The sequence below is a fragment of the Streptomyces sp. CB00316 genome, assembly GCF_001905595.1.
In the GTDB taxonomy this organism is placed as follows: Bacteria; Actinomycetota; Actinomycetes; order Streptomycetales; family Streptomycetaceae; genus Streptomyces.
Genome location: NZ_LIXI01000002.1, coordinates 721,207 through 733,524 on the forward strand (window position 1 = coordinate 721,207; position 12,318 = coordinate 733,524).

Sequence of the window (12,318 nt, forward strand, 5' to 3'; positions counted from 1 at the left end):
GTCTCAGTCGAAGTGCGCGGCGAGGATCACGACGTCCTCGGTGGAGTCGCTCCGGTCGAGCCCGTCGGGCAGCATCGTGCGCAGGACGTGGTCGGCGACGGCGGCCGGGTCGTGCCGGCCCGCCTTGGGTACGGAGGCGGCGGCGGAGTGCAGCCGGGCGAAGGCGCGGTCCATCGCGTCGCCGGTGCGGCGCAGCAGGCCGTCCGTGTAGAGGAGCACCGTTTCTCCCGGCGCGGGGGAGAACTCCACGCTCGGCGCCTCCCAGCAGGCGAGCATCCCCAGCGGGGCGGAGAGCGTGGTCTCGACGAACTCGCAGCGCCTCTCGCCGAGCACCAGCGGCGGGGTGTGCCCGGCCCCGGCGAGCACGACCTTGCGGGCGGCGGGCTCGCAGTAGGCGAAGAGGGCGGTGGCGGTCCGCGCGGGCTCGGTCAGCCGGAGCAGGAGTTCGAGATCGGAGAGTACGGCGACGGGGTCCTCGCCCTCCATCACGGCGTACGCCCGCAGACTGGCGCGCAGCCGGCCCATGGCGGCCATCGCGCTCGGCCCCGATCCGCCCACCGAGCCGACCGCGAGCCCGAGCGCGTGGTCGGGCAGCGGCAGAGCGTCGTACCAGTCGCCGCCGCCTCGGGGGCCGGTCCGGTGCCGGGCGGCCAGCTGCACGCCGGGGATGCGGGGCAGCCGGCTGGGCAGCAGCCCCTCGGCGACGGTCGCGACGTCGGCGCGGGCGCGTTCCAGCTCGGCCAGGCGCGCCAGGTGCTCGGTGGCGTACCGCGCGTAGAGGCCGACGAGGTGGCGCTGCTTCTCCGACGGCTCACCGGGTTCGTCGTAGAGCCAGACTGCCGCGCCGAGCCGTCCGGCCGCCTCGGAGGCGAGAGGCAGGGCGTAACTGGCGGCGTAGCCGAGCCGGGCGGCGACCTCGCGGTGGCGGGGGTCCAGGTCGGGGTCGCCGAACAGGTCGGGGGTGGTGAGCCCGTCCACGGTGCCGGGGCGCCCGTCGAGGACGCGGCCCAGGGCGGTGGCGTCGCGTTCCACGGTCTCGATGTGCCCGAGATCGGCGTGGCTGAGCCCGAGTCCGAGGGTGGTGGACGGCGTCCCGCCGTCCGCCGGTTCCAGTACGAGGAGTCCGCGGCGGGCGCCCACGAGGGCGGCTCCGGCGTGCAGCAGCTCGTTCAGGGCGGCGTCGAGGGTGGCGGTCCCGGCCAGCCGCTCGGTGAGTTCGTGCAGGGTCGTGAGATCCGATACCCAGCCCGCGAGCCGGTCCTGGATGAAGGCTCCGGGCGCTGCCGGAACCTCTCTCAGAGGAGCGGCAGTGTGCGTTGAAACCGGAACTTCTGGATTGATTCCAGCCACTTTCGGCAGGTGTGGGGCGCTCATAGCAGCCAGCCTTTCGGCTGGTGCGATTCGTCGAATAGCATCGCAAACCCCCATGTGATTCTGCGCCACTATCAATGCATCCACATGTACACGCACAAGTAACCTGATGTCCAGCATTGTCCCCTGGAGGCTCGCCGGATTCGCTCCCCACCAGTGTTAGTCAACTTGGCCGAAAAATGCACCCTCCGGCAGCTATTTGCGGTCGACTGGGGCAGCTCACCAAGGGGTGTCCCCGGGAGGAAATCCCAGGGGCGGCGTCATTCCGGGCAGGCTGGGTACGTAAGTCGGCGACGCTCGGGGCAGACGCTCTCGGGCGGATGTGATCGCTCAGGAACCTGACAGCGGGTCCGGACGTCCTTACCCGTGACGGTCGCGATCAGTGACGGTCACGCCTCCGCCCCACGCGGCGGGGTTCGGGCCCGGTCGGCAGGCACGAGGCGCCCGTGGCGGGCGCCCCCGGCTCCACGCAGCTCGGCACCACCCCAGATCGGTTCCACTCGGATCGGTTCCACTCGGCTCGGCTCGGCTCACGCTCGGTACCGACGGCACGCCCGTCCCCGCAGAACCTGATGAGCACGTACGCACAGCGAAGAGACGCACACGCGATGTCCCACCCCGCGTGGCGTCATGTGGACTCGGCGTTCAACGGAAAGGAACGAGCGCTCATGCGCGAGATCCTCGGAAGGCGACGCAGGCTCCGGCTCCGGCGTAAGGAGGGTGCCGCCCGGCTCGACGCGGCCCTGACCTTCGCCACCGCATGGCACTGGCCCGTGCTCCCCGGAGCCGGAACCGCGCCGGCCGCCCTGCCCGACGGGCGTGGCCTCGGCTGCGCCTGCCCCGACCCCGACTGCGCCGTTCCCGGCGCGCACCCCTTCGACCCCGGACTGCTGGCGGCCACCACGGACGAGCGCATGGTGCGCTGGTGGTGGACCAACCGCCCCGCGGCCCCGGTGATGCTGGCGACCGGCGGCCGGGCTCCCTGCGCGGTGAGCCTGCCCGCCCTGGCCGGAGCGAGGGCTCTGGTCGCCCTGGACGGCATGGGCATGCGGCTGGGCCCCGTCGTGGCGACGCCCACCCGGTGGTCGCTGCTGGTAGCCCCGTACGCGCTGGAACGGCTCGGTGAGCTGCTGTACAGCAAGGACTGGGTGCCCAGTTCGCTCCGCTTCCACGGCGAGGGCGGCTATCTCGTCCTGCCCCCGTCCGAGACCGGCGCGGGCCAGGTGCGCTGGGAGCGGGCCCCTTCGCCGGGGGCGGCGGCTCCCTGGCTCCCGGATGTCGAGGCGGTCCTGGACGCCCTGGTCGAGGCGAGCACCAGCGCCCCGGACGGTGGCAGCCGGCTCGCGTACTGACGGGCGGGTGGCCCGGCTCCCACTCGTACGTCTCACTCGTACGGGTATGAGCCGGGCCGTATGCGCGGTAAACGGGCGCCGGACGGCCCGGCCGCGTGCCTCACGTCGATATCGTCGCCCCGAATGCCCGTGCGTCCGCGTCGTCGCGTACCCGCGTATCTGCGATTGCCCGCGCGGCCGGCAAGGGGGCCACCATGAATCTCCGCATGATCGGTCTCACGGCCGTCGCCGCGTTCGCGTGCCTGATTCCGATCGTTGCTTCCGCGGATCCCGGCGGTTCCCCGGCTCCCGTATCGACAGGTGAGGAATCTCCGGACAGTTCATCAGAAATGCAGGAGAAAAAGCTTTCTGATGACGCATCCGATAATGCGGGTGATTCCTCTTCTCCGCTTCCGTCGGCGTCGCCATCGGAAATGAGCCGCGAGGGCGCCGCCCGGTGCGGTCCCGAGCTCGTCTCGCCTGAGGGCGTCGAGGCGCAGACCTGTGTCATGACCGGGGGCGGTGAGACCTGGGCACGTGCCTACCACCGCAACACCTCCGGTGCGGAACTCCGTGCCGTCCTCACCTTGATGGGGCCGGGCGGGCGGACCGTGGAGCTGCACTGCGTCCTGGCGGCCCACGACGAGCCGGGCAGCTGCGAGACCCCGCGAAGCGCATCGGCGGGTGATCCCGACGCGTATACGGCGGTGGCGGAGTACGCGGGCGCCGGGCCGGTGGAGGAGGCGCCGCTGCTGCTCAGGGCCGGATCGCACCGTGCGCCGGGCGCATCGGACTGAGTGCGCGAGCGGTCGCGGCCGGCCGGTGGGGGCCGCGGCCGGAAACGAAGACGCCCGGTCGCTGGCGACGGGGGATGCACCAGCGACCGGGCTTTTAGAACGGTAACAAGAGATCTGCCGTTCGCAAATTCGATCTCGCCTATGAGGGCGGCGATTTACTTGTGAGTACGGTGAGTTGTGACACGGGTCACCGACTCGGCGTGGCTGTCGGCAGGGGTCCTGCGGGGCTCCGGCAGAGCCGTCGGCAAGGTCAGCTGAGCGTCACCTGGCGGTTGGTGAGCCCGCCGCGGGCACGGCGCTCCTCGGCGGTGAGCGGGGCGTCGGAGGCGAGCGCCGTAGCCAGCCGCTCGGCGAACGCGACGGCCGGCTTCTCGCACGCCTCGGCCCCCATCGAGCTCGGCAGGTCCCAGACGGGGACGACCAGACCGTGCGCCCGGAACGAGCCGACCAGCCGGGTGTCCTCGCCCAGCGAGGAGGTGCCGGCGGCGTGCAGCCGGGCGAGCGCGTCGAGGAGCTGCTCCTCGGGGTGCGGCATGACCCAGCGCAGGTGGTTCTTCTCCGGGGTCTCGCACCAGTACGCGGCGTCGGCGCCGGAGAGCAGCACCGTCGGGATCGCGGCGGCGTTCGCGCGCTCCAGGGAGGCGGACACCTCGGGGGTGGCGTTCTCCGCGTCGGGCACCCAGAACTCGAACCCGGTGTGGACGACCGGCTCGAACGCGGCGTCCGGGTCGAGCAGATCCTGCAGGCGCGGCCCGTCGGCCGGTACGCGGCGGGCGGTGACCGGCGTGCCGGGCTCGACCTCCAGCGCGCGCTGGAGCGTGTCCGCGAGGTCGCGGCTGAGGTCGCCGGAGGACGTGTCGTTCTGCAGGGCGAGGAGGACGGAACCGTCGTCGCGGCGCAGGGCGGGCCACGCCATCGGCAGGACGGTCGCCAGCGTCACCGACGAAACGCCCTCGGGCAGACCGCCCTTCAGCGTCAGTTCGACCGTGGCGGCGGGCACCAGCTCGCGCAGAGCGACCCAGTCGCACTCGCCCGCGAGTCCCTCGAACGGGCGGTGGACGAGCTCGGTCACGGCCTGGGCGGCGGCGCGGCCGTGACACGCCTTGTAACGACGGCCCGAACCGCACGGGCAGGGCTCACGGGCCCCGACGACCGGGATCTCACCGTCCCTGAGCTGCTGCTTCCCGGCCTTGGTCTGAGGGCGCTTCTTGGCCATGGTGGGCATTCTCCCGATTGCGACAGTGCGGACTCGGCGCGAGCCTAGCCGTCCGCGGCACCCTCGCGGCACAGGTGCCCGTCGCCCCACCCTCGCCGGGGCGCACGAAGTCGCCGGGCAACCACTTCAGGTGACCCGGCAGCCGTTTCAGCTCGCGTCGTCGAGGACATCGGAGAAGTCGAGCCCTTCGAACCCGGTGAGTCCGCCGACCGCGCCCAGCTCGGGCGGCTTCGGGCAGGGGACGTGGGCCCAGACGGTGACCTCGCCCGCCGAGTCGTCCCGTACACCCCACTCCTGGGCCAGGGCGCTGATGATGTTGAGCCCCCGGCCGCCGCGTGCCGTCACCGAAGGGGTGGCCGGAACGGGTCGGGTGGGTCCGCCGCCGTCCGTGACCTCCACGGTCAGGCCGCCGTCCGTGTCCACGCGCCAGGCGGCCCGGATGTCGCCGTCACCGACATCGGTGTGCCGTCCCAGCGGCCTGCCGTGCCGGCAGGCGTTGCTGAGCAGTTCGGAAAGAATGAGAACAGCGTCGTCCACGACCGCGTCCGACACCCCGTTGCCGCGCAACTGCTCACGCATCCGGTGCCGTGCCTGCCCCACGCCCACAGGGCCATGGGGAACGGTCATGCTCGACGACGCAGGCACCTCTTGTGCCACCACCAACGCCACCCCCGAGACCTCCTTTGCCCCACGCCACGGGTTGGATGCCCCACTGAGCTGCACCGGAAACCGGCCAAGGGGCTGCCGGTGACGCACTCGACACAACTGAACGCGCAGCGAATGCGCCGGTGTACTCCCCGTCATGGCGGCGCGAGGGTGCTGTCGCGTGGCAGTGGTGTGCCGTTCTGTGCTAAATGCGCCCCAATTGGGACAGAACCTGCTTCGGGCGGTTGGTGATTATCGCCTCGACGCCGAGTTCGGCGCAGAGCTCCACGTCGGCCGGTTCGTTCACGGTCCACACGTGCACCCGGTGGCCCGCCCGGTGCAGCCGCTCGATGTACCCGGGTTGGCCGCGCACGATCCGCATGCCGGGACCGGCGATCCGGGAACCGGCGGGCAGCCGTCCGTCGCGCAGCCGGGGTGACACGAACTGCATCAGGTAGACGGTCGGCAGGGCGGGCGCCGCGGCCTGGACGCGGTGCAGGGAGCGGCCGGAGAAGCTCATGATGCGGATGGGGGAGGGCTCGTCGGCCGACGGCGAGGCCAGCTCGAAGCGGTTCAGCAGCCGGAGGAGCCGCTCCTCGACCTGTCCGGCCCACCGGGTGGGGTGCTTCGTCTCGATGGCCAGTTGCAGCGGACGCCCGGTGGCCCGTACCTCGGTGAAGAGCTCCAGGAGCCGTTCCAGGGTGAGTACGGAGGTGAGCTCGCCCGGCACCGGATCCCAGTCCGGCGACTCCTCGCGGTCCTTCCAGGAGCCGAAGTCGAGGGCGGCGAGATCGGCGAGCTCCAAGGCGGAGACAGCGCCCCGCCCGTTCGACGTACGGTTCACCCGACGGTCGTGCACGCAGACGAGGTGGCCGTCGGCGGTCAGCCGGACGTCGCACTCCAGGGCGTCGGCGCCGTCCTCGATCGCCTTGCGATAGGCGGCCAGGGTGTGTTCGGGGGCGTCGTCGGACGCCCCGCGATGGGCGACGACCTGGATCGAGGTCTGCGGGCTGCGCTGCCGTGCGTGGGTCACCCGGGTCATGGTGTCACCGCCGTGGGGGTAGGCGAGCACGTGTCACCCTGGAGGACCGTTTTGTCTGATGTAAAGATTGGTGTGCGGATGCACAGGTCCTGCTTACAGTGGCCCGACGTGCTGTGGGAAAAGCTGACCGCAGACACGTGCACAGCGGATTTCTTGCCGAATGCCGACTGGATGCCGAGTGGAACCGAGGAGTAAAGAGCTGTGAGCACCGAGAACGAGGGCACCGAGGGCAACGCGGTACCGGCCGTGCCGTCCGTTCCGCCCGCACCTCCCGTGCCGGCCACCACTCCCGACCCGGCCGCGGACGCGGCCACGACTCCGGGATCTCCGGCAGCTCCGCCCGCTCCGGCGGCGGACGACGGCGTACGGGACAGGGCCACGGACGGCTCCGGTACGGAGGCGACTGCCCCGGCCCCCGCCCCGACCCCGCCCCCCACTCCGGCGCACGCGGACGCACCGCGCCACACCCCCACGCACCAGGGCGCTCCGGCTCACCCGGGCGCTCCGCAGGACTCCGCGGCGTACCCCGGCCGGCCCACGTACCACCAGGCCGAGCCTCACACGCCCCCCACCCCCCAGCAGCCGCCGCACGCCCCGTACGGGGCGGCGCCCGAGCCCCCCGCGGGCGCCGCCTCCTGGCCCCCGCCCCCGCCTGCGGTCCCCTCGTACGCGGGCGGCGGCGCGGCGCACACGCCCGGCGGCGGCATCGGCAACGGGAGCGGTCACGGCCCGGTCTGGGGCGCCCCGGCCCCGCAGCCCGGCCACGACCCCTCCCACGGCAACGGCAAGCGCCGGGGCGCCGGCGGCCTGGTCGCGGTGGTCGCGGTGGCGGCCCTGGTCGCGGGCGGCATCGGCGGCGCGCTCGGCTTCTGGGCCGCCGACCGCAACGACAACGGCTCCTCCGGCAGTTCGACCACCGTCGCGGCGTCGGACACCCCGAGGGACCTCAAGCGCCCGGCGGGCACCGTGGCCGGGGTCGCGGCGAAGGCGCTCCCCAGCGTGGTCACGATCGACGCGCAGGGCGGCGACGGCGAGGGCGGCACGGGCACGGGCTTCGTGTACGACAAGGAGGGCCACATCCTCACCAACAACCACGTGGTGGCCTCCGCGGCGGAGTCCGGCGAACTGTCGGCGACGTTCTCCGACGGCAAGAAGTACGCGGCCGAGGTGGTCGGCCGGGCGCAGGGCTACGACGTGGCGGTGCTGAAGCTCAAGAACCCCCCGTCGGGCCTGACGCCTCTCCCCCTCGGCAACTCGGAGAGCGTGGCGGTAGGCGACTCGACGATCGCGATCGGCGCCCCCTTCGGCCTGTCCAACACGGTCACGACGGGCATCATCAGCGCGAAGAACCGCCCGGTCGCCTCCGGGGACGGCTCCAGCAACAAGAACTCGTACATGAGTGCCCTGCAGACCGACGCCTCGATCAACCCGGGCAACTCCGGCGGCCCGCTGCTGGACGCCACGGGCGCGGTCATCGGCATCAACTCCGCGATCCAGTCGACGGGCGGCGGCCTCGGCCAGTCCCAGGCCGGCTCGATCGGCCTCGGCTTCGCGATCCCGATCAACCAGGCGAAGAACGTCGCCGAGCAGCTGATCAAGACGGGCAAGCCGGTCTACCCGGTGATCGGCGCGACGGTGACGATGGAGGAGAAGACCGGCGGTGCCGCGATCTCCGCCGAGGGCGCGGGCGGCACCCCTGCCGTCACCCCGAACGGCCCGGCGGCCAGGGCGGGCCTCAAGGCGGGCGACGTGATCACCAAGTTCAACGACACCGTGATCGACAGCGGCCCCACCCTGATCGGCGAGATCTGGACCCGCAAGCCGGGCGAGAAGGTCACCCTCACCTACGAGCGCGACGGCAAGACGGCCACGACCGAAGTCACCCTGGGCCAGCGCGAGGGCGACAGCTGACCGGCCGGACTGCCCGGTCCGAAATCGACGGAGCCCCCGCACAGAGTGCGGGGGCTCCGTCCGTTGACGGAGGCTGCTTACAGAAGCTGCTTCTTCTCTAAGTAGTAGGCGTAGCCGCCGCTCTCAGCGCCGGTGGCGACGGCCGAGAAGCCGAGAGGACCTGACTCGGTCGTGCCGATGCTCCGCTGGAAGATGGTGGAGCCGTCGCACGCGTGGGTACCCGCGGCCGACGCCACCTCCTTGCCCGCGAGGCGGAAGGTCAGTGCCACCTTGGCGCCACCCGTGCAGGTCAACGCGAACGACACGCTCAGCACGTCCTCGGGCACGGAGGCCAGTGTGTTGCCGAACTGCTGCTGCAGCACACCGTCCCCCTCGCCGAGGGACTCCATGTCGACGATGCCCTCATCCAGCAGGGACTTCGCCGCTTCTCACGTGAAGGTGTGGCTGCCGGACACGGCCCACGACACGGTCTGACGGGGCAGCAGCCAGGTCGACTGCGGCTTCCTCTTGTCAGGCATGAAGTGAGGCGACCCCTTGACGGTGTGTTTCGGCCGGTCGTTCAGCTCGGGCCAGACCATCGCGCTGAATTCGCCCTTGCTCGTCATGGGCTTTCCCCTTCGAACGTGAAGGTGAGTGTGTCGTCGGCGCCGACGACACGTCCGTCGTTCAGCACGATCATCGCGCCGTCGGCCGGAACCGGCTCGCCCGCCGGAGCGGCGGCACCCGAGCCGGCTCCTGCGAGCAGGACGGCGCCGGCGGTTATGAGAGGCGGCGCGGTACGCATGGCGATGCGGTTCAATCGTCCCCGTTTCTTATGGAGGTCGGGAGGACCCCTGGTCGGGGAGCCGAGACCGTCACGCTGAGCGATGTTCGGAGAAAGCTCTGGGCGCTCCGAGCGGTCTTCTTGCGCCGTTCCTACCGTGCTGCGCCCGAGAGGGGCAATCGCTAAGTGGCGCAGATCACGTACGGATCCGAATTGCGCGGTATGGGCCGGGAGTTGCCTCGGAGGAACCTCAGAGGGCGGAGAGCGCGACGGCTTCCCCCGTCCCGCAGAACGAGGGCCTCTGGTTGCCGTGCGCGTCAACGGCACGGCTTTGTCCTCATGCCCGCCGAGCAGCACCCGGAGCGCGACCTGGCAGACTCGTGGGAGGCGCCTGCGCGGTCGGCTCCAACCCCTATGGCCGACCTGTGGCCGGACTGCCCTGCACGGGGCGCCCAGCCGGTAGGCTGTTGACCGCTCCGCAGCAGGTGAAGCAGGGCGAAGGTGGGTTGCCCGAGCGGCCTAAGGGAACGGTCTTGAAAACCGTCGTGGCAGCGATGTCACCGTGGGTTCAAATCCCACACCCACCGCCACAGGTCAGCGAACGTGCTGACCAGAAGGGGCGCCCCTCCTCAGGGGCGCCCCTTCGTCGTGTGCCCTGTCTCACTCCGAACCGCACCTGTGCCGCTTTGGATCATCGCGTGTGGACCAGGTGTGGACCACAGTCCGACCAGGGTGACGCCCACTCCACTGGTCGGGCGGTCAGTCGTACCGGTCGAACAGCGGTGTGCGCTGGCTTCGTCGGGCCTGGTGGCTTTGAACGCCCTCAGGCGTCCGATGGAGCTGCCCGAGTAATGAGCCGAACGTCGGTGTTCATAATTTCGGATCTCTATGCACTGATCGGGTCACGGAATGTAGTATCAGTGCGCCCAGGGATCAAAGCCTGCCCGAGTTGCCGGACAGCGTAAGGCCCCCTGAACATGCCCGACCCCAACCCCAACAGGACACCGGCCAAAGCCGCTCCGGCCACCGGCGTGGGCGAGGCGCGCGCCGTATTTCCAACGGTCAGTGATGGGGCGGAAGTTGACGTGTTCCATGTTGACGGACGGATCGTGTTGGCAGCCCTCTTCCTGCTACGGTCATCCGTTCGCCGAGGAGGTCGTGATGAACGGATCCCTGCCCGTTGCTGCCCAGGTGGATCTACGCCGGCAGCCGGTTGAAGACGTGCTGGAGCGCGTGGAAGAGGCTCTACACGTGCGGTTGGTTCGGGAGGTCTTGGTGCGCAAGCGCCGTTCCTTGGGCGGCCGTACGGAGCGGGGCACGTGGGTGCGTATTGAGCGGCGGGGATTCGAGCGGATCGGCCCGCAGGGCTGGAACGGGACCGAGGCTGCTGCCGTACTGCAAGGGGTCGCGATGCCCGAGTGGTACCAGGGTGTGGCATGGCGCGAGCCGGGCGAACCGGTGATGTGGCGTGCGGATGAGCTGGAGCTGCTTGCATCGCCGTCTGTCGCCAAGGGCGCCCTGGTGCTCGAAGACCCGGGCCTGCCGGATGCGTGGAGGTCGATGCCCACGAGGAACCCGGCCCGGACCATGAGGACGTCCGGAGACGGCAGGTCGTCCACCCCGACCATGCCGAGCGGCCGGGTGTCCCAGGAAGACACACCCCATGTGCGGCACAGGCCCTCGCGAGCCGCGTCGACCAGGGCGGTGCAAGCGCTGCCGAGGAGGGCGTGGCCATCGGCCGGGGACAGGCCCGTGAGGCTCCGTTCGGGGTTGTGGAGGAGCACAGTGTCAGGTTCTCTGCCGAGTTCCTGGGCCGCCTTCTCGATGGCCAAGCGCAGCCGACTTGGATCGAGGGAATGCTCAGCACCTCCGGCGCCGGGGAAGAAGCCCACCTTCGTGGACAGGGCAAACTTCGGCAGCAGATCAGTAGCCGTCTCGGCCAGCACCGCGTGCGAGCGGAAGCCGAGGTAGGCAGCTGCGGTGTCCAGGGCGGTGACGCCGAGGTCGAGTGCGGCCGTCAGGATGTCGCGGTGGTGACGAGACCGGTGTAGGCCGAGGACAAGGCGGGGGTCAGCTCCGTGCACAGTTCCTCCTTCAGCAGGATCTCGGCGAGCTGTTCCACGTCCAGGCCGGTCTTGTCGGCGGCGTCGGCGATGTCGACGGGGTGGCCGCTCAGCAGCAGGGCGAGGGCGGGGTAGGCCTTGCCGGCGAACGTGAGCTTCCTGCCCGCGGCGAGGACATCCACGGTGTCGTGGCGCTGCTCGATCACGGGCTCGAAGTCGGTGACGCACACGACGGCCGCGGGCTTCCCGAACAGGCCGGTGGCCGGGACATGCCGGGCGGCCAGCCGTTCCCGCTCGCGCGCATCGAAGAAGTCCTGGGGGGTCAGTTTCGTAGCCATCTCGGCGACGGCGTCGGCCAGGAGCCGCTGCTGCCCCTCCCACTGGCCGGGGGAGTTCCAGCGGTCCAGGTCGTACCGGAACAGCTCCTGCGTGCGGGCCTGGTCGGCGAGCCAGGCCAGCCAGTTCACGCCGACGCGCTTCACGATGCCGAAGGTGGCGTGCAGGCTGTAGCCGTCGCCCTGGTCGTCCCGAGTGGCCTGGTGCCAGAAGCCGCGCGGGATGTGCATCACGTCGCCGGGCTCCATGACGCCCTGCCACACGATCTCGTCGCTGGGTTCGGAGTTGGTGGCGGAGTCGCGATACATCGGAGCCTTGCGCGAGCTACTGCGGACTTCCCAGCTCTTGCGGCCGGCGAGCTGGACGATCACGACGTCGTGGTCGTCCCAGTGGAGCTTGAAGCCGCTGGCGTCCTGCGTGGTCAGGTAGGCGTTCACCTGAACCAGCTCACGGGCCCACCACTGGAGCGCACGGCAGGTGGCTTCCATGGCCGGGTCGAAGAAGTCGACCTCATCCAGAACCATGGTGCAGCCCTCGCGCATCAGCGCGCCGACGCGGTGCATGTCGGCCATGGGGATGGCCTGTCCCCGCCGGGTGACGGAGGGGTGGATGTAGCGGCCGGGGTGCAGTTCGGCGCCGTCCTGGAAGATGCGGAACTGGGGTGTGGTGACGCTGCGGCGCATCACCAGGTCCAGCAGCTTCCTGGGGTTGAGCAGGCGATCGAGCAGCTCAAGATCCTCGATCGTTCCCCGGGCGAAAGCGGCTCCGAGTTCCCGGGGTCCGTCCCAGCCGAGGGCTTTCTCCATCGCGGTGACGAAGTGGTGGTCCACGTGTTCCTCCGGT

General features: G+C 70.8%; 12 protein-coding genes and 1 tRNA gene. 4 read left to right on the forward strand and 9 right to left on the reverse strand.

Going from position 1 to position 12,318, the window contains the following annotated elements; all coding sequences use genetic code 11:
* Positions 1–3 precede the first annotated feature (3 nt).
* Positions 4–1,374 carry a PP2C family protein-serine/threonine phosphatase gene (locus AMK21_RS07295; protein WP_073875289.1) on the reverse strand — a complete coding sequence of 457 codons (1,371 nt, stop codon included), beginning with the start codon at positions 1,372–1,374 and terminating at the stop codon, positions 4–6.
* A 665-nt stretch (positions 1,375–2,039) separates the two neighbouring features.
* Here AMK21_RS07295 and AMK21_RS07300 point away from each other — a divergent pair.
* On the forward strand, positions 2,040–2,723 hold the full coding sequence (locus AMK21_RS07300) for a bifunctional DNA primase/polymerase (RefSeq protein ID WP_073875291.1): 684 nt from the start codon (positions 2,040–2,042) through the stop codon (positions 2,721–2,723).
* Positions 2,724–3,136: 413 nt separating this feature from the next.
* The gene (locus AMK21_RS36820; protein ID WP_073875293.1) at positions 3,137–3,499 is read left to right on the forward strand and encodes a hypothetical protein; all 363 of its coding nucleotides are present in this window, start codon (positions 3,137–3,139) and stop codon (positions 3,497–3,499) included.
* Between the two features lie 250 nt (positions 3,500–3,749).
* Here AMK21_RS36820 and AMK21_RS07310 read toward each other — a convergent pair whose 3' ends face one another.
* The 3 genes from AMK21_RS07310 to AMK21_RS07325 form a co-directional block, all read right to left on the reverse strand.
* Complete coding sequence (locus AMK21_RS07310; protein ID WP_073875295.1) at positions 3,750–4,715, reverse strand: DUF5926 family protein; 966 nt, start codon at positions 4,713–4,715, stop codon at positions 3,750–3,752.
* Between the two features lie 147 nt (positions 4,716–4,862).
* Entirely contained in the window at positions 4,863–5,471 is a 609-nt protein-coding gene (locus AMK21_RS07315) for an ATP-binding protein (RefSeq protein WP_079181090.1), read from the reverse strand.
* Positions 5,472–5,565: 94 nt separating this feature from the next.
* Complete coding sequence (locus tag AMK21_RS07325; protein ID WP_199863138.1) at positions 5,566–6,402, reverse strand: glycerophosphodiester phosphodiesterase; 837 nt, start codon at positions 6,400–6,402, stop codon at positions 5,566–5,568.
* A 201-nt stretch (positions 6,403–6,603) separates the two neighbouring features.
* On the opposite strand from AMK21_RS07325, the gene AMK21_RS07330 reads away from it, so the two are divergent.
* The gene (locus AMK21_RS07330) at positions 6,604–8,313 is read left to right on the forward strand and encodes a S1C family serine protease (RefSeq protein ID WP_073875299.1); all 1,710 of its coding nucleotides are present in this window, start codon (positions 6,604–6,606) and stop codon (positions 8,311–8,313) included.
* 77 nt (positions 8,314–8,390) lie between these two features.
* Here the strand turns inward: AMK21_RS07330 and AMK21_RS07335 are convergent, their stop codons facing one another.
* From AMK21_RS07335 to AMK21_RS07340, 3 genes are read right to left on the reverse strand one after another with little or no spacing between them, the layout of a single operon-like run.
* Complete coding sequence (locus tag AMK21_RS07335; RefSeq protein ID WP_073875301.1) at positions 8,391–8,702, reverse strand: hypothetical protein; 312 nt, start codon at positions 8,700–8,702, stop codon at positions 8,391–8,393.
* A 39-nt stretch (positions 8,703–8,741) separates the two neighbouring features.
* Positions 8,742–8,918, reverse strand: coding sequence for a hypothetical protein (locus AMK21_RS35015; RefSeq protein WP_158070701.1), 177 nt, complete (start codon positions 8,916–8,918; stop codon positions 8,742–8,744).
* The gene (locus AMK21_RS07340; protein ID WP_143194845.1) at positions 8,915–9,112 is read right to left on the reverse strand and encodes a hypothetical protein; all 198 of its coding nucleotides are present in this window, start codon (positions 9,110–9,112) and stop codon (positions 8,915–8,917) included. The genes AMK21_RS35015 and AMK21_RS07340 overlap by 4 nt, the downstream gene beginning before the upstream one ends.
* Before the next feature lie 464 nt (positions 9,113–9,576).
* Between AMK21_RS07340 and AMK21_RS07345 the strand changes: the two genes are divergently transcribed.
* Positions 9,577–9,666, forward strand: a tRNA-Ser gene (locus AMK21_RS07345).
* Between the two features lie 546 nt (positions 9,667–10,212).
* Here AMK21_RS07345 and AMK21_RS37040 read toward each other — a convergent pair.
* Both AMK21_RS37040 and AMK21_RS07360 read right to left on the reverse strand, forming a co-directional pair.
* On the reverse strand, positions 10,213–11,160 hold the full coding sequence (locus AMK21_RS37040; RefSeq protein ID WP_079181091.1) for an aldo/keto reductase: 948 nt from the start codon (positions 11,158–11,160) through the stop codon (positions 10,213–10,215).
* Positions 11,094–12,305 (reverse strand): JmjC domain-containing protein, encoded by a 1,212-nt coding sequence (locus AMK21_RS07360; RefSeq protein WP_073875305.1) that lies wholly within the window; start codon positions 12,303–12,305, stop codon positions 11,094–11,096. The genes AMK21_RS37040 and AMK21_RS07360 overlap by 67 nt, the downstream gene beginning before the upstream one ends.
* Positions 12,306–12,318: the final 13 nt, after the last annotated feature.